15 protein-coding genes and 1 pseudogene (1 of these 16 cut by a window edge) are annotated in these 17326 nt (G+C 41.6%); 13 read left to right on the top strand and 3 right to left on the bottom strand.

Annotated elements, in window-relative coordinates:
• Nucleotides 1–29: the 3' end of an inverse autotransporter beta domain-containing protein gene (locus YWE_RS31750; protein WP_084167121.1), read on the top strand. The gene continues 928 nt to the left of window position 1, outside the view; the window shows 29 of its 957 coding nt (coding positions 929–957); the start codon falls outside the window, past its left edge; it ends in the stop codon at nt 27–29.
• Nucleotides 1–258: pseudogene (locus YWE_RS27630) on the top strand (hypothetical protein); the annotation flags it as partial. The gene YWE_RS31750 and the pseudogene YWE_RS27630, both read left to right, overlap by 29 nt.
• Before the next feature lie 449 nt (nt 259–707).
• Nucleotides 708–1457, top strand: coding sequence for a winged helix-turn-helix domain-containing protein (locus tag YWE_RS29085; protein WP_051323397.1), 750 nt, complete (start codon nt 708–710; stop codon nt 1455–1457).
• Entirely contained in the window at nt 1454–1942 is a 489-nt protein-coding gene (locus YWE_RS0116990; protein WP_029095618.1) for a hypothetical protein, read from the top strand. Before YWE_RS29085 ends, YWE_RS0116990 begins: the two co-directional genes overlap by 4 nt.
• Nucleotides 1943–2109: 167 nt before the next feature.
• Here the strand turns inward: YWE_RS0116990 and YWE_RS30480 are convergent, their stop codons facing one another.
• Complete coding sequence (locus tag YWE_RS30480) at nt 2110–2301, bottom strand: hypothetical protein (protein ID WP_127526443.1); 192 nt, start codon at nt 2299–2301, stop codon at nt 2110–2112.
• Between the two features lie 1159 nt (nt 2302–3460).
• Between YWE_RS30480 and YWE_RS31980 the strand changes: the two genes are divergently transcribed.
• From YWE_RS31980 to YWE_RS0116960, 6 genes are all read left to right on the top strand, one after another.
• A complete protein-coding gene (locus tag YWE_RS31980; protein WP_428829274.1) occupies nt 3461–3652 on the top strand; it encodes an IS1/IS1595 family N-terminal zinc-binding domain-containing protein in 192 nt (63 codons plus the stop codon).
• Between the two features lie 290 nt (nt 3653–3942).
• Nucleotides 3943–4479 carry a fimbrial protein gene (locus tag YWE_RS0116980; RefSeq protein WP_029095616.1) on the top strand — a complete coding sequence of 179 codons (537 nt, stop codon included), beginning with the start codon at nt 3943–3945 and terminating at the stop codon, nt 4477–4479.
• 99 nt (nt 4480–4578) lie between these two features.
• Nucleotides 4579–5322 carry a fimbrial biogenesis chaperone gene (locus YWE_RS0116975; protein WP_051323396.1) on the top strand — a complete coding sequence of 248 codons (744 nt, stop codon included), beginning with the start codon at nt 4579–4581 and terminating at the stop codon, nt 5320–5322.
• Nucleotides 5323–5402: 80 nt separating this feature from the next.
• Complete coding sequence (locus YWE_RS0116970; RefSeq protein WP_029095614.1) at nt 5403–8000, top strand: fimbria/pilus outer membrane usher protein; 2598 nt, start codon at nt 5403–5405, stop codon at nt 7998–8000.
• 89 nt (nt 8001–8089) lie between these two features.
• On the top strand, nt 8090–9169 hold the full coding sequence (locus tag YWE_RS0116965) for a fimbrial protein (RefSeq protein WP_227659931.1): 1080 nt from the start codon (nt 8090–8092) through the stop codon (nt 9167–9169).
• A complete protein-coding gene (locus YWE_RS0116960; protein WP_084167119.1) occupies nt 9166–9975 on the top strand; it encodes a fimbrial biogenesis chaperone in 810 nt (269 codons plus the stop codon). Before YWE_RS0116965 ends, YWE_RS0116960 begins: the two co-directional genes overlap by 4 nt.
• Before the next feature lie 200 nt (nt 9976–10175).
• On the opposite strand, the gene YWE_RS0116955 is transcribed toward YWE_RS0116960, so the two are convergent.
• Nucleotides 10176–11144, bottom strand: coding sequence for a helix-turn-helix transcriptional regulator (locus YWE_RS0116955; RefSeq protein WP_029095611.1), 969 nt, complete (start codon nt 11142–11144; stop codon nt 10176–10178).
• Nucleotides 11145–11531: 387 nt separating this feature from the next.
• On the opposite strand from YWE_RS0116955, the gene YWE_RS0116950 reads away from it, so the two are divergent.
• The 3 genes from YWE_RS0116950 to YWE_RS27620 are packed head-to-tail and all read left to right on the top strand — an operon-like array spanning nt 11532 to nt 15794.
• Nucleotides 11532–13523, top strand: coding sequence for a TonB-dependent receptor (locus YWE_RS0116950; protein ID WP_051323395.1), 1992 nt, complete (start codon nt 11532–11534; stop codon nt 13521–13523).
• A complete protein-coding gene (locus YWE_RS0116945; protein WP_029095609.1) occupies nt 13513–14544 on the top strand; it encodes a class I SAM-dependent methyltransferase in 1032 nt (343 codons plus the stop codon). The genes YWE_RS0116950 and YWE_RS0116945 overlap by 11 nt, the downstream gene beginning before the upstream one ends.
• On the top strand, nt 14541–15794 hold the full coding sequence (locus YWE_RS27620) for an MFS transporter (protein WP_051323394.1): 1254 nt from the start codon (nt 14541–14543) through the stop codon (nt 15792–15794). Before YWE_RS0116945 ends, YWE_RS27620 begins: the two co-directional genes overlap by 4 nt.
• 571 nt (nt 15795–16365) lie before the next feature.
• Here the strand turns inward: YWE_RS27620 and YWE_RS0116935 are convergent.
• On the bottom strand, nt 16366–17259 hold the full coding sequence (locus YWE_RS0116935) for a GIY-YIG nuclease family protein (protein WP_029095608.1): 894 nt from the start codon (nt 17257–17259) through the stop codon (nt 16366–16368).
• Nucleotides 17260–17326: the final 67 nt, after the last annotated feature.

Here is a 17326-nt window from a genome sequence, read left to right as displayed (position 1 = left end):
ACTACACGCCGGTCACATGTTTACGGTAATGTCGATGTGTACAACGAGTTTATGAACGGGACTAAAACTCACGTTTCCGGTGTGGATTTTAGTAGCCGAGATAAACGCCAGTCGGTCGGCGTGGGCGTTGGTGGGACCCATGAATGGCAGAACGGGCGCTATGCGGTGTACGGCAATGTTAACTTAATTAGTGCAACCCATAACGTCAGCGATAACTATTCGATTGGTGGTACCATTGGGGTGCGAGTTGGCTGGTAAGATTATTATCTCTATCGCAGTCAGTTTTTATCTTGTATTGATCGGTGGCAGTGAAAATTCCTAAAAACCAGCCTACGACCACGTCCATAGGGCGTGGTTTTTAGTTATAAATTGATCGCCGCTTTGAATATGGTTTTCAAGGTGGCGATCAATTTTATCGCTTGCAGGCTTTTGATTAATTTTACGAAGTATAGATGTACGTATAACAATCAGCTCAGCTTGAACATTCTCCAGAAATTATTTAACTCAATAATTTATAGGACACTCTAATGAATAATGGGAAAGCCTTCCTAAAGCGTTGTTTTTGTCGGTTTCGTTGAGTTAAGTATAATTAAATCAATGGGATGGTGGTTTTGATTCATTACTATAACCACGCAAATGCCTAGACTAAAACGGTGGAATGTATTATATTTAATATCAATAAATTAAAATAATGGATTGAAATTTTTGTGAAATATCTTATCAATAATACCGTTATTTTTGTAGAGGATGAGGGGCTTTATTTTGTTCACTCAACTGAAGTTGAAATAAAATTATCTTCGTTATCATCACGCATTCTTTGTCTTTTGATTAAAAATAAAGGACAACCGGTTTCAAGAGATTTGATTTACGCTTTGGTGTGGGAGGATTGTGGGTTAGTCCCCTCCAATACCAGTCTGAATAATCATTTAAGTTTTCTGCGCAAAGCATTCAGGGATTGTGGTATCGAGGAGTTTATTGTTACCGTACCTAAAGTCGGTATATCAATTCATAGTGATATAAATATAGAGTCTATTTCTGACGAAGAGCAACCAATAGAAATAAATAAAAAAACAAGTAAACGTAATAATATCCTTTATCTATTTGTTTTACTGGTAATAATATCTTTTTCTCTGCTTTCAGTTTCTTATAAAATTTATAATCAAGAAAAGTACCCGGCGCTTAATGATGTGGGGGTTATTCATGGGTGTCATGTCTACTCATCGAAAAAATCATCGCCGAATGACGTTGCTAACCTAACATTTGCAGCGAATCAGTATATTGCTGAAAAAAAGATTAAGTGTTCAGATACCCATGTTTTTATCATTGATTTACAAGACGATAGTTTAAGCAATCAGTCTAACTTAAGGAATAGCCGTGCCTTTTATGCTCTGTGTGAAATTGATAATGGAAAAATATACGCATGCGATAATTACTATTATTTGAAGGGTATGCAATGAGAACAATTAAAATATTGTTATTGATAGCAATTGTATTGCCATGGGCTGCTTTTGGTCTTTATGTTTTAAATCCTAATAAAAGTAAAGTTGATGGACTGAAATGTTCAGCAAATATCAATTTATATTTATCGGATGGCTTTTCTGAAGGTCCGATTATACAGGGTGTGATTGCAGTTAATTTGAACAAAAATGATGAGAATGGCTTTTTTTCACTCTCTGGGGTGGTGGAATGGCAAGGTGTTGAGTACCCAGTGTCAAAACTGATCAGTGTTAAATATAAAAATAACGATGATGATTATGTTTCTTTCTATACGGTGAATAGTATTTCCTTGGAGCATGATAAATCACCTCCTAATGTTATTGAGACATTTGTCATGGGGAATACATCACAACCACTACGCATTTTTAAACTTAAAAAAATATATGATAATGCTTATATCGTGAGTAACTTTAACTCCCCGGTGACGATTTGTATAGAGAGATGATAAGATTGTTTATCATTAATAGGCTGAGTAGGAGAATAGATAGCTATCCATAAGGCCTTATGGATTTTTACGTAATTTCTAACTCTATGATATATCAGTCCCAATAATTAAGGGGTATTGATCGAGTCCAATTGATATTTTTTGTAACGCTTACGGTCTTGTGGACGTTACTCACAATAAAGAACAGAGGATTCCTGATAATGTTCAACGGCAATGACCGTGAGTAGTTCCGAATCTTGGGTATTTGGATTGACTTTATCACCAACGAAAACAGGATTGACGAACGTATGAAGATAGTTGGTGTTCATGGTTGGTGAGGCATTGATTCTGACAATTTCATATCGGTATACAGTACTCATTGGGGGCCTCTTATTCAAGATAATGGATAGTCGTATTATTTATTGTTGTTTTGAGTGGAGGAAAAGCCGCTAAATATATGCTATTAAGCTATTAATTAAATTATTGAGATCTGATGCCTAGCTAAAGTATTATAACAATATTATCATGAGAATATTGTTATATACAATAGTTATATTTAAGGATGTTGGTTAACCAAGGATGTGTTGTTAATGGCGTGTTGTTCATTTAAGGCCATTTTAAATAAATATCTCGATTATCTTTGGGTTGGGAAATATAATTAATCTATTAACGGGGTTTGCTGTGTATCAATGCATTAAATGTTAATGGAATGTTTTATTTTTATTTGTTAATCACTAACGGAGTGATTGAATTTTTATTGTTATATAAGGCCCTTCTTCTTTCTGTGAGCACTATATAATAGACTTTCACTCTGGTATTTATTTTCTTAACTTTCCTGATGTTAATATATTTTCTGTCTACAGGGGGCGTGAGGGGATAACTGGCTCATTATCTAAAGCAGGACGATGAAGTTGCTAAGGACAATACCCCACATTTCTAAATCAGATGGGTGCCGTGCTTATCAATCTGCGAGTATTCCCAATTTTATTCCTTTGATTTTGCCAAATTAAAAAATAATAAATCTAATTAATTTGATGTTTAATTCTGTTTTTGCTGGTATCGGTGATATTTGATTTTAAGAATATGATTTTCTCGTATAGTTATCATCAAGGTAAATGATGCTGTTTTGAACTGAACCTTTTGTTAAGTAGGCGACTTTTGATATCAATCATGCTTATTTGGACATAATGTATCAGCTCAGTAGCGGTTTACGTTATCCCTACTGATGGGGAAACTAGCGTTGGAGACAGGTTTTACTACTCTGCATTTGATTGGTAATAGAACATCAGTCCCAATTTTAGTTTTGCCTCTGGAGATGTAGCACATGCATTATCGGCAATACTTTCTTCGGTCAGCGTTAATGTCGACATGCATAGTGCATTAATAACCCGAATAATTGACTCCCAATCAATGGTCTTATTGGGGGAGGCTATTCACTCTAGTTGTACTGTGATTGATATAAATATAGTAACTAAGAATGAATGTCGAAAATATTAAAATGATTCAGCCTAATTATTTTATTTATAGGACTGTCACATAATGAATGTTGCTAATCTAATGAGAATATTAATGCATGTAAATCAGGTGTTATGTCGTTATTGCAAGAAATCAGGGGCGATTAGAAAGCATGGTAAAGCTCGGTCTGGCTATCCCCGTTATTTTTGTACTGATTGCAATAGAGCATTTCAACTGAATTTTATTTATAAAGCATATAAAGAGAGATATGAATAAATACTATCTAATAACCTATATTTTAATAAGTTTCATTTTTACTTGATTAAGTAGGTGATGTTTATTATCGGGTTGAATTGCGGAGTTTACATCAAATGGATATTTAAAATTAAGTAAGCCTGTTGTTTTGAGTATGTTGTGCAACGTATTAGTTACTACCCTTTTTAGGTGATTGATAGTGTTCAATGTTGCTGGGATAATAGGTGTGATAAAATTTAACCCCACTGATTTCAGAATGTTCATTCTGAAATAATTAGTACAAAACTCCATTTTAAAGTACGGGAAAAAAGATGAAAATTAAAGCTAGTGGTATTTTAATTGCTGCTATTACCAGCGTGTTTATTACCCAATCGACATTCGCTACAGACGGAACTATTACTATTAATGGTGCGATTACTGATACCACGTGTGGCGTTTCAGTAAACAACGGTACAAACGATGCCACAGTTACATTGCCGACTATTTCTAGTTCGGCACTGGGATCGGCTAATGCCGTTGCGGGTACCACGCCATTTACTATCGCATTAACGGGTTGTACTGGCTCAACATTAAGTAATGCATATGCCCATTTTGAATCGGGTGCTACCGTTGAAACAGCGACAGGCCGTTTGAATAACAGCGGCAGTGCAGCGAATGTTCAGGTTCGTCTTTTAAACAAAAATAGCCTACCAATCTTCGTCGGATCGGCGAGTCAAAGTGATGTGAAGGAAGACATTTCTACTGGCAGTGCAACACTAAACTATTATGCGCAATACTTTACACCTAATGGGAGTGTTGGCCCGGGTACAGTAGCGGCTCAGGTTGAGTATACAATGATTTATGACTAATCGTTGTTGATGGCTCATCCGGTCTAATAATGACGTTGATCTGTTACAAACAGGGAACTTATCGTTCCCTGTTTCACTCGTTCTATCACTGAGAACCTTATGCGTAGAAAATTCTTTACAGCATTTACCTTTGTTACATTATTTCTGGCTGTATCAGTTGCCCGAGCTGAAGTCATCATCAGTGGTACACGTGTCATTTATGAAGAGAAACTTCGGGAAGGGATGGTAAAGATATCCAATACGGGCAACGTACCGGTTCTTCTTCAGGCTTGGATTGACAATGGTGATGCTTCCGCGAGCCCGGAAACGATTAAAGTACCTTTCAGTATGACTCCCCCCGTAGTACGTCTAGACCCACAAAAGGAGCAGACGATCCGGCTCTTTCGCACTGGTGCGGGGTTACCTGCAGATCGGGAATCATTGTTCTGGTTTAACTTATTAGAAATCCCACCAAAACCAACCAAGAATTCGGCTGGGGATGAGAACAAACTGCAACTAGCGGTGCGTACTCGAATTAAAATGTTTTATCGGCCAGAACAATTAGCGCTGTCCCCTGAGCAAGCCGCCAAGAATCTCAAGTTTACCATCAGCGGCAAACAGGTCGTTATTAAAAATGCGTCGCCATATTATATTACTTTTAGATCGCTGGAGTTTCGTGCGTTAGAAAAAGGACCTATTTTGGCTAACCTGAATAAAACCAATAATAAAATGGTAGCTCCATTTAGCGAACTGAGTTTACCGATTAATGTGAAGTCTTCAATTAACGCTTCCACACGCGTTTATTATTCTGTTATCAATGATTTTGGTGGTGAAACGCAGAGCACCCAGTCACTGACGCCATAAAAATATAAAGACATAAATAGAGTCAATATGTCTTTACCAACGTTCTTTATGTTATATATTTATTTAATGGCCTCGATATAATGCTTTGTTATTTCATATATTATCTAAAAAGCGAGTGCCTAAAATCGTTGTCAGTATGCTATTTAGCTATTTTCAGTTTTTGGGGCATGTTTTTTCCCCCGTATTCTGCTGCTGAAAATCTTGAATACGTTGAATTCAGCGATGCTTTTCTCCGTTTCTCTGTTGATGCAACCCGTTACAGTGAAGGTAATCCGGTTTCTCCCGGCGAACGTCGTGTGGATATTTATCTGAATGAGCAATGGATTGGGCGCCAGAATATGGACTTTAGGTTGCCATCGGCAGAATCAAAAGTTGCCTCCCCCTGTTTTGATTTAAAGTTGTTTGATGAGCTAGGTGTAGACTCCAGCAAAGTGACTGCTGAGATGCTGAAGCAGCTAAGTATCGCGGCTATTTGTGTACCGTTTAACCATATTTTGCCGGCAGGAAATGCCATTTTCGACGAAAATAAGCAACGGCTGGATATTCAAGTTCCCCAAGCCTATTTGAATCGCCAAGCGCGTGGTTATGTTAATCCTAAATATTGGGATGATGGCGTGACGGCCGCTACGTTGAAATATGACTACGCAGGCTACAGCAGTCGTAATAATGAAAGTGCCAACCAGACTTATCAGTATTTAGGGCTATTGGGCGGTTTAAACTGGCAAAGTTGGCGTTTGTATTACCGTAGCGCCTTAAATCGAAATGATGCCCAAGGTTTTGATTATCAAAATCTGGCTACTTATCTTGAGCGTGGTGTGCCATCTTTATACAGTAAATTAACGCTGGGTGATTCAAATACGGATGGACAAGTGTTTGACAGCCTTAGCTATCGCGGATTTGAGTTGACCTCTGATGACCGCATGTACGCTGATTCTCAACGGGGTTACGCACCAGTTGTGCGAGGTATTGCCCGTACTCAGGCTCGCGTGGAGGTACGCCAACAAGGTCAATCTATTTATGAGACGACGGTGCCGCCCGGACCTTTTGTCATCGATGACCTTTATCCCACAGGTCAAGGAGGCAACCTGAATGTCATCATTACCGAGGCGGATGGTAGTGAGCAGACATTTACCCTTCCTTATGCTTCGATTGCCGAGTTGCTGCGACCGGGAACGACTCGTTACTCATTCATGGTGGGCGAATATCGTGATAATTCTATGGTCGAGAAACCGACTTTAGTTATGGGGACGGTGCGTCACGGCCTATCTAATTTAATCACGGCTAACGGCGGGGGCGTGATGGCTGAAGGATATCTTTCAGCATCTACGGGGATAGCATTCAATACCCCGGTCGGTGCACTGGCATTCAATGTGACTCAGGCACAAACTAAGTTGCCAGATGAAGGTAAGCAAAATGGTCAAAGCGTCGGTGTTACTTACGCTAAATCATTACCAGAAACCAATACCAATCTGACGTTTGCCAGCTACCGTTACTCTAGTGATGGTTTCTATACGCCCGCGGAAGCTATGCGTATGCGTGACTATCTCCAATATGGTGAAACTAAGAACGTTGACTGGAATTCAAGTTTTCCTAACGATAATTTCCGTGATGATGACAGTTTTAAATATCGTCGTCGTAATCAGACACAAATCAGCATTACCCAAGGATTACCGGATAGTTATGGCTCATTTTATGCCAATATCAATACTCAGGATTATTGGGAACGGCACCGCCGCGATATGAATTTCCAGCTCGGTTATAATAATAGCTATCAATCGTTGAGTTATAACGTCTCTTTTAATCGGTTACGGAATCTATCCACGGATAACTGGAATAATCAGCTATCCGTTTCTTTCTCACTTCCATTGTGGACAAAAACAGGCGCACCTCGTTTGAGCAGCAGTTATGCTACTGCGCGTGGCAGCAGCTCGGTTCAAACAGGTATTTCCGGCTCAGTCGGTGACGATAATCAATTTAACTACGCTGTCTCGGCTGCGAATAATCGGACTGATGACAACGGCAGTTATCACTCCATGGGGGTGAATGGTAGTTGGTTGGCACCTTACACGACGGTGGGCGGCAGCTATTCGAAGAGTCGTGATTATGAGCAAGCGAGTGCCAGCTTGTCGGGCGGAGTAGTGGCTTACCGTGGTGGGGTGGTACTGGCGTCGGCTCTTGGTGAGACGGTGGGTATTGTCGAGGCTCCTGATGCCGCAGGTGCGCGTGTTGCTAATTATTCCGGTATGCGCCTGGACAGTCGTGGTCGGGCGGTGGTGCCCTATTTAAGTCCGTATCGCCAGAATGACATTGAACTTGATCCGAAAGGCTTGTCATCGGATGTGGAGTTTAAGAATACCAGCCAGAAAGTCGTACCAACCGCGGGCGCTGTTGCACTAATGAAGTTTGAGACTTCGTCAGGTTATTCGATCTTATTGACAGCACGCCTTATAGATAATAGACCCTTACCGTTTGGTGCAGAAGTGAAGGACGCTAATGGTGCCAGCGTCGGGTATATCGCTCAAGGTGGACAAGCCATGATACGGGTCAACCAAACGGAAGGTAACATGCTGGTGAAATGGGGCGACGATATCGATGAACGTTGTCGTTTTGATTATATATTACCAAGTGCTATACCGGCTCAGGGCGAATTCCGCCAATTAGAGGTGATATGTCAATGAGTTCTTATTTCAATCCAGTCAATTATTGCATCGATAATCTCTGTCGTGTTGTTCGGCATTCTATAAGGCACAGATATAACCTGCGGAGAATGGTTTTGCTGTTGGTGGTATTGGGCGGCTTAGGTGTCAGCCACTATACGCATGCCGCAGGTAATGCGATGGATTGCGATTATACGGGCACTTATTATATTTTTGGTCCGTCGACAACGCTACGTGTTCCACCTAATACAGCAGTCGGTGATACCATAGGTTCGTGGATAACGTTCCCGGCTTCAGGCTGGCAGTGTAAGATCTTGTCTACGTCGATGAATGACAGTGTTAAGGCTGGAATAGGGCTGTATTCACCTTATAGCATCGACAGAACGATTGATATTGATGGGAGTAGCCACAGTGTTTTTTCCTACACCGGGAAAGCAGGTTTAGGCTATGCATTGCGTTTTCGTGCAACCGGTGCGGGGTTCAGTAGTGATTGGAAGCCAATGAATGGGTACTCGGCAGCCAACATGGTTTATTCCTCCCCTTTATTAGGTCCTATTCCTTATAATAACAGTAGTGCTTTCAATTTGAATGTAGAAGTGCAGATTCGTTTCGTTAAAACTGCAACGACATTAACGACTGGTTGGGCAGCAGCATTCGATCCTGCATATGCCTATAACTATCGTACTTATAATAATGGTACCAGTAATGGTACTGAGATTTTCCGATATCGGTTACTGCAATTTCCTGAGAGATCGTTAAATATCCAGTTAATGACGCAAACCTGTACGACACCCGATGTCACGGTAAATTTACCTGATGTGGGCATTAATCAGTTTAAAGGGATTGGTGATGTGAAAGGGTTGAAAGCGTTCAACTTGAATTTCAATAATTGCCCTGGTGGATTAGAGGGTATTCATTATAAGTTCGGTGCTACAAGCAGCGTGCTGAATGCGGCTAATGGTGTGGTGGCATTGGATAGCAGCTCTACCGCAAAAGGGGTGGGGGTTTTATTACGCAGCCAATCCAATATGCCAATCACGCTGAATACGGAATATACGTTAAGTGGTTATAATGCCAGCAGTATACAAAGTTATACCGTACCAATGAATGCCGGTATTTATCAAACAGAAAATACCGTAAAAAGTGGCACTGTCAAGGGTGCATTTACTTTTACGTTGATCTATAAATGAAAATCTCACCGTATAGCTTGATTTTTTGGGGCAGACGAGCCAATTGCTGGCTCGGCGTGTTTAGCGCAATTATTCTTGTCAGCTTGCTGAGCAGTTCTGTCGCTTGTGCCGGCATTGCCATTGGGCTGACCCGGGTGATTGTTACGGGTGATGACCGTTCAGGTAGCGTACAAATCCTCAATAAAGGTACCCGACCAATATTATTACAACTTTGGATTGATAATCATATCTCCGAAATGGATAAGCCGATTGAGGAAATAAAGGTTCCATTTGTGGTTGATACCCCAGTATTCCGCCTTGATCCCATGACTAATAAGTCAGTCCGTATTTATTATACTGGTAATATCAATCAGTTGCCGTCCGATCGTGAATCGATGTTTTGGCTCAATGTATTAGAAGTGCCTGCAAAAACGGGGTTGGGTCAGGCGCAGCAAAATGAAGTACAAATAGCCTTTCGCTCGCGCATTAAGTTGTTCTATCGTCCGGCAGGAATAGCGGCCAGTTCATTAGGCGTAGTAGATCATTTATCATTTAAATGGGTATCTAAAGGTAATCGTTACGTTTTACAGGTGACTAATCCCACGCCGTTTAATGTGACATTCCAGACGTTATATATTGCGGAGGGCAAAAATACTACGGAGCTTGCTGTCAGGTTGAATAATGATGATATGGTGGGTCCAAAGGACAGTATTGATGGTGTATTAGTTGACTATAAAGTGCCCACCAAGAATATGATTGTGTACTTCTCAATTATTGATGATTTTGGTGCACCGATTGAAGGTCATCAGGTGCTGGAGTTACCCTAGAGGGGGAGCCAGTTCCAGCAATTTCATTGCGATGTTTAGGCGAAGTTTCGGTGATTCACCGGGGGGGGATTTTTCTAAGCAACAGCGGCTGTAGTTAGGCATTGAGCTTATGCCACTTTTAAGTAGCAAGCTCAAGATGTGTGGTTTGGGGCGTGTTGCCAATTATGCAACCGGTTGTATGACGGGTATTGACACTAAGCCTAGTGTTTATGAAAAACAAACTTTGGTGAATAACCAAAAAATTTATTAAATGCCACACTAAAGTTATTCGGTTGGCTATATCCCACGTTCCAAGCCGTTTGCGCAACTTGATATCCTGATTCTAATAATAAATGGGCTTTACGCATTCGGATTTCTAACAACATTTTATGTGGGGTTGAATTAAATAGATAACGAAACCCTTCTTTAAGCTTACCTTTATTCATACCTATAGCGGCACACAGGTACTCTTCGGTTATGGGGTCTGCCATATGCTTTTGCATAATATCCTGTACCTGCTCTAATTTTCTAATTTCTTCAGGTGATAGCTTTTGTCTGCTTTCTTTCGGCTGTGGCAATAAGAGTTCGAGCTGCTCGGATAATAAACAAAGGCTGTGGGTATGTAGGGTTAAGCGATTCATTTTCGCTGAATGGCGGCTAAGATGGCGCATTAACACTGCGGCATGAGAGAGGCTGGTGGGTGATGTTCTCTGATGCAATAATTGATTTAGCTGTCCGTTGCCTAATAATAAATTAGCGCATTCTTTACCGGCATATTGATGCAGTAAATTTTTTCCTATAATTAGTCGCAGTTGTGAGGTTGTTTCTCCGGATTTGTAGTGGCGCTGGCCTGTACTATGGTGGAATGAATTAATCGTAGTGTATCCGGCGATGAAATTAACCATTGAAGCCGATTGAGTGGCCTGATAACAAGATTCGCCATGGAGTCCTAAAGTAATAACCAATACGTGGCTATTATGCGGGTTATCTAATTCCTTGATCGCCAGATCGCATACCGGGCTGTAGTTTAAATAAACTAAAGTGAGGTCGGGTGCAACCACCAAGCGATCTGAATAACACTTGCCCAAATTTTCAATGGGTTGGCTGCGCAGTGAACCGAATTTCTCACTGCTGTGAAGGTGAAAATCTTCTCGGTTAAGCTGATATTCCTTTTTTAATAAACCATTCATGATTTTTCACTTCCTTTACCCATTTGCCTTGAACTAAATACGCATGGTGTTATATGAATACTTGGATGAAATGATAATTATTATCATTTGCGTTATAGCACAACCATTTTTTATGCACAAGAATGGTACAAATTTTGATTGGGAAATAGAGGTTTTTTACTGATAGGAGAACAAGGGCTGCGATTAGGCAACTTAAGAACGTTGAGTATTCACGGGACCTACACCACCTGAAAAATCCAAAAATTGCATACGTAATAAGACCTATTTCATAGTAATCCAAACGGTATTGATAATCGTTATCAAATAAAATGGCATGGCTCCACTTTAAATAAACCAGCTAATTGGCCTTATTAACGCCATTGATTTTTAGTGCCGGGGAATAAACGTATGGACAAATTTAACATAAGAAAACGTATTCTTTATAGAACAGCCTGTTTTGGATTTTGCGGATTGATGTCTTCATTCAGCTATAGTGACGAGGGCGTAATTATTGTTACTGCAGATAAAACGGAGCAGCGAGTAGAGGAGGTACCAACCAGCCTTTCAACCTTTTTTGGTGACGATATGCAACGTCAGGGGATTGAAGATCTGGCCACGTTGGCACGTAAAACGCCCAGCTTTAGTTTCCAAAGTACCGGGCAATCTGGGTTTAATCCTCCGGTGATCCGCGGCCTGACCTCCTATGCGACAGCATTTTCCTCCTCGATGTTGATGACGGTTGATGGTGTACCCACCTTAGTTAATCAGGGATTCGAAAATAGTTTGCTGGGCGTTGAGCGAGTTGAAATCTTAAGAGGGCCTCAATCTGCGTTATACGGTAAAAATGCCGAAGGTGGGGTATTAAATATTTATACCCGTCAGCCGGATAATCTGCCTTATGCGCAGGTTGATGGTGAGCTTGGTAGCCGTAACAAGCGAATTTTACGACTAGATGCGTCACATCCTTTAGTTGAGGATATCTTGTATTTAGGTATCGCCGGACAGTTTCGTGAGCAGGATGGTTTTATTCACGATCGCTATAATGGTGGCTGGGCTGATGACCGAAAAAGTTATGATGGACGAGCCGTTATTCGCTGGACGCCAAATGAAAATAGTGACATTTCACTACGTTATAGCCACCTCAATTATCGTGATGGCGCAGCGTTATGGGGGAGCGTTACTGCGCCGCGATATGAGGTTAATTCTGGCACGCCGAGCTGGAATCGTTCAGAGGAAGAGGCCTTCTCTTTAGACGTTGCTTATCAGTTTGATTCAGGCATATCACTGCGTTCAATTACGGCTAAAACTGATTATTATGACAAGCTAAAGCAAGACACAGACTTTATGCCTGCTGAACGTTTTTTTATCCAGCGGGATTACCATCTTAGCAACTTATCTCAAGAATTAAGGGTGTCCGGTGAACACCATGGTGCAACATGGTTGGTTGGCGTGTATGCAGATAAAACGGATAACGATTTATCTTTTACCAATAAAACACCGTTAAAAACTCAGACCATTGATGCCACGTTAGAGGGAAGTTCAGTCTCCCTGTTTGGACAATGGTTACAGCCGATAGCCTCACAGTGGTCTTTTACATTGGGGGGGCGTATTGAACAAGATCGTATTGAAATTAAACCGCAAGGTTCTTCGACACAAAGCCAACGTTGGCATCAGTTCTCGCCGAAAGCGTCTCTCCAATATCAATGGATGCCCGAACAAAATGTGTATCTGAGCTATGCCGAAGGGTTTCGGGCTGGAGGATTCAATCCGTTTTCACCGACGGTTAATTATCCTGCATATGCACCTGAAAAAGTGCGTTCATATGAGTCCGGTATTAAAGGACTGATTAAAACGCTCAATCTGAGGTATTCGGTCGCGGCATATTATATGCAGATTAATGATATGCAGGTTCAGCAGTTTGTAGGGCCGGGGGTGACGTCAATTACTAATGCTGCCACAGCCCATTCCAGCGGCATTGAGGCTTCGCTTGATTATTGGCTTAATTCACAATGGCGTTTTGATGCCTCTATTGGACTAAATAAGACTCGTTTTAAGCACTATCGAGACGGTGATAATAACTATGATGGTAATAAAAATCCTTATGCTCCGGATCTGACTTTTCATGTTGGTGTTCGCTATGACGCTGATAGCTGGTATGCGAATGCTTCTGTGGATGGTGTCGGAAGTACCTATTTAGATCCGGGTAATCAATATCGTCGTGGTAGCTATCAGTTGCTCAATATTTCAGCAGGTTATCCGATTGATCAACATGTTACGTTGAGCGCATATGCTCAGAATATCACTAATGAACATTATGATGCGGTTGGTTTTATGAATGGCAATGTGACCGTTTATAGCCCACCTCGGGAATGGGGCGTGCGGGTAAGTTATGAATTTTGAACAAGAGATACAGCTACAATCTTATTGGGATTTGGTGTTAGCGAACGTAAGTGCTGACGTACTGCGTGTTGCCATTGAGTGGGATCTGTTTCGCTATCTAGAGAGACCCAGGGCGGTTGCTGATGTTGCCGCACGGCTTGGCTTAGATCCAGTTAATATGGGCTATGTGTTAGATATGCTGTGGAGTATGGCGCTGGTAGCCCGCAAACCTGGCGATCCGCTTCGTTACTTCAACCAACCGATAGCGAAAAAATATTTTTGTTCTGGCTCTGCTCATTATTTGGGGGATGCTTTCCTTTTTCGACTGAAAGGATTACGTCATTTTGGTCATCAGCTCGCAGAGCAGGTTCGGTCTGGTGTGAGCTACAATCAGGCGGTCGATGTGAGCACAATACAGGCAAATTGGGCCAAAGCCGCCAGTTTACAGATAGCACAGGAGCAGCGTGCCATAACGGCGGGTGTTGTTATAGCGTTGATGAAAAATATACCTGAGTTTCAATATGGTGGACGATTATTGGATTTAGGCTGCGGACCGGGATTGATCGCTATTGCCATGTTGCAAGCTTGTCCTGCGTTCTCTGGCGAGGTGTTTGATTTTCCTGCAACGGTAAAAGTCGCGCAAAACAACATTAATCAGGCCGGATTAGCGGATCGCTTGCAGGTCAGATGTGGCGATCTTGAGGTTGACCCAATTGGTGACAACTTTGATTTGATCTGGTGTTCATCCGTATTGCATTTTATGCCTGATATTAATGCCACTTTAGCCAAAATATGGTCAGCGTTAAAACCCGGCGGCGTATTTATAAGCGCACACGCAGAAGTGCCATCAACCGCCTCTGAGGCAAGAAAAGTCCTGCCTTATTACTTATCTATGCAAATGAAAGGGTGTCACGTTACGCCTAAGGGCGAACTCTCTTCCGCTATGGCAGCAGCCGGTTTTATTGATATTGAACAATATGACGATGTTGTATTTCCAGTGGCGCCGGTCTCGGTTCTGGTTGCCAGAAAAGAGGGCGTATGAATCAAATAACGACTCAACGATTTGCTTTATATCAGCTGATTTTCGGGTGGATGAACTTTGTGTTAGTTATTCCCGGTATTTATCTGTTACTTGGGCTGCCACTGACCATGCGAGAGTACGGTTGGTCTGGTACAGATATTGGGCTTTTCCAATTGGCAGGGCTACCGGCAGTGTTCAAATTTCTGTTGGCATTACCTATTCAACGTTTTAGTCCGGGGAAACGTCACTATAGTCATTGGGTATTATTACTGGTGCTGGTATTAGTATTTTTGCTTTATCTGATCAGCAATCGGGGGATGTTGGAACGTCGAGTACCATTATTTCTATTAGCATTTGCCATTAGCCTGTTGTCAACCTGGGCGGATATTCCTCTGAATGCCCTTATTGTTAAACTGCTTCCTCGTTCAGAACAGATGCGGGCAGGTAGCATCCGCTCAATGGCGTTATTCTTAGGGGCAATTGTCGGCAGCGGTTTTATGTTAGTTCTTCAAGGGCTATGGGGGTGGCAAGCCCCATTTTATCTCATGTCGGCCAGCTTATTGTTCGGTTTATTGCTAATGGTATTGCTTAGAGAAGGACAACAAAAGGGTGAACTACCAGTTCAGATTAACAAACAACCGATAATGGATTTATCTGGCTATTTTCGTCAACCGGGGGCCAAGCTTTGGACCTGGCTGTTGATGACCAGCTTTCCCTTTATTGGCGCTGTCTGGCTATACCTTAAGCCAATGTTACTTGATTTAGGGATAGAGGCTCAGGATGTCGCTTGGATTGTTGGTGTTGGCGGAGGGACAATTGGTGCTATTTCTAGCCTATTGAGCGGGCGACTGGTTCAATATTTAGGGGTTGGCAAAGCTATTCCCGGCTATTTATTTGGTGCCTTGTTAACACTTATCGCTTTGACTGCATCTGTTTTGCTTAAACTGGATCAGATATGGGTTATCGCCAGCATTTTTTTAGTAGCTATTTCTATGGGGGCTATTTCCTCTCTTCTATTTGGCCTAACGATGTTTTTTACCCGTCATCAGCGGCGAGCTTCAGATTATGGTTTGCAGGCAAGTCTGTTTGTGATTACTCGCCTGACGTTTCCCATTGGGGCCGGGATACTGTTAGACGTTGGGGGATACTCTTTAATGTTAACAGGGTTATCTTGCGGAGTATTACTCGTTCTAATTATTGCGCTGTTAGCCAGAAGCCATATTTACCGCATGGCTGAGTACACGTCACAATTATCTCGGCGAGGTGTTTAGGGGTATCATCGTGTTGAGAACAGCTTTGAGCCTGAGCTCTAAGCTGAAATTATGGTTATCAGGTTTGGCTATAGTGTCACTTCTATTCAGGTGGCCTAATTTACTATGCTATTACACTATGAGAAAAGCGGGAAACTGATAAAAAGAGTAGGAGAGTGGCAGACAAAACCATATTGAAATAACCTTCAATATCAATGTGATTAAAAACCTGCAGACACAAAAAAACCCGTAACGTGAGTTACAGGCTTTCTTGTTACTATCACCGGGTCTATCTGGTATCACTGGTGACATATTTGGTGGGCTGGCGGAGTCTGAATTGGTGATTTAGTTGATTGTTAATTAAGTGTTTTATATAAATTCAATTTATCAAGAGTACCCAAACGAGTACCCATAATAAAAAGTTACCATGAGTTTTAAAATTAGCTCAAAGAAACTGGTAACTTTTTTTACCCTAGGGCTGGGGGCTGGGGGCTGGGGGCAGGGGGTACCCCTTTGGACCGTAGATTGAGGAGGGGGGTATCATTTATTACATGGTATTGTGTATAAGGCTGAGCGTATTTGAAATTTTTTTTTATTTTTTCATGCTCTCTTCTTCGAGAGCCTTTAATGACTTACCTTCTACATTTACCCAGATTTCTCTGCCATTTACCGAATAACCAAGAACTACGGATGCTGACTGGCTAGGGCTGGCAAGTAATACATCTTTAGTAAAAATATAGTAATTACCTTCTTGGCGGAGTTGTCCTTTTTCTACAAGAGCGACTCGGAGATCTTTATTTCCATTAGATAGCGACGAGTATGTTTCAATAAGGGCTCGTGAGTTTGCCAGAATAACCATTCCTTCATCTGTACGTTGTGCAGTCGCTAAATTCTTTTCATTTTTAGTATGAATATAGAAGAGGTTAGGATTAGCCGGTATTGTTGAATTGGATGTTGTCGGTTTATTTTCAAAATCAGCGAGGGGCTCCAGAACTCGGTGGCCCAAACTTCCCAAAAGAACCGATAAGTTTCTAATAAACTCTTCCATTGCAGCTTTGTCACTGATAGGTAATGAAGAGCAAGTTGGGGTATTTGAGTTCAAAACTAAATAGCGCCCGGCTATTTTGGCTATATCAACTAAGCGGGACTCAAGATATTTAATGTGGGCTTTAGTTAAATTCTCGTCTTTATTAGTAAAAAAGATGACTTCTTTCCAAAAGTTTTTCTCTTTTTTAATGTGTTGTTGAAGGCGCACATAAACATTTTCTGCCTCACCAATATATACAGTTGGCTGGGCTGTCTCATCATCAAGGCCGAAAAGGAAATAGACGCCGGGCCTTGTGCTTTCATGCCAATTTGCAAGGGCGCTTAGATGGTTACGAGGACAAGAAATCGCTTGGCCAGTCCAGTTAATTAGCTCAGCATGACGGATGCCTGCAACCGTACCATCAGTTAAGTAGATACGAATTGTTTTACCTTTATCCATACTGAGCTCCATTTGTTTTAGTTAGTGCGCGATACTTTTATATCTTAAGTCTGCGTTAATAATCTGC

This window comes from Budvicia aquatica DSM 5075 = ATCC 35567, assembly GCF_000427805.1.
Classification (GTDB): Bacteria; Pseudomonadota; Gammaproteobacteria; order Enterobacterales; family Enterobacteriaceae; genus Budvicia; species Budvicia aquatica.
The sequence above is the reverse complement of the archived record's forward strand: the minus strand, read 5'-3'. Positions and strand labels throughout refer to the sequence as shown.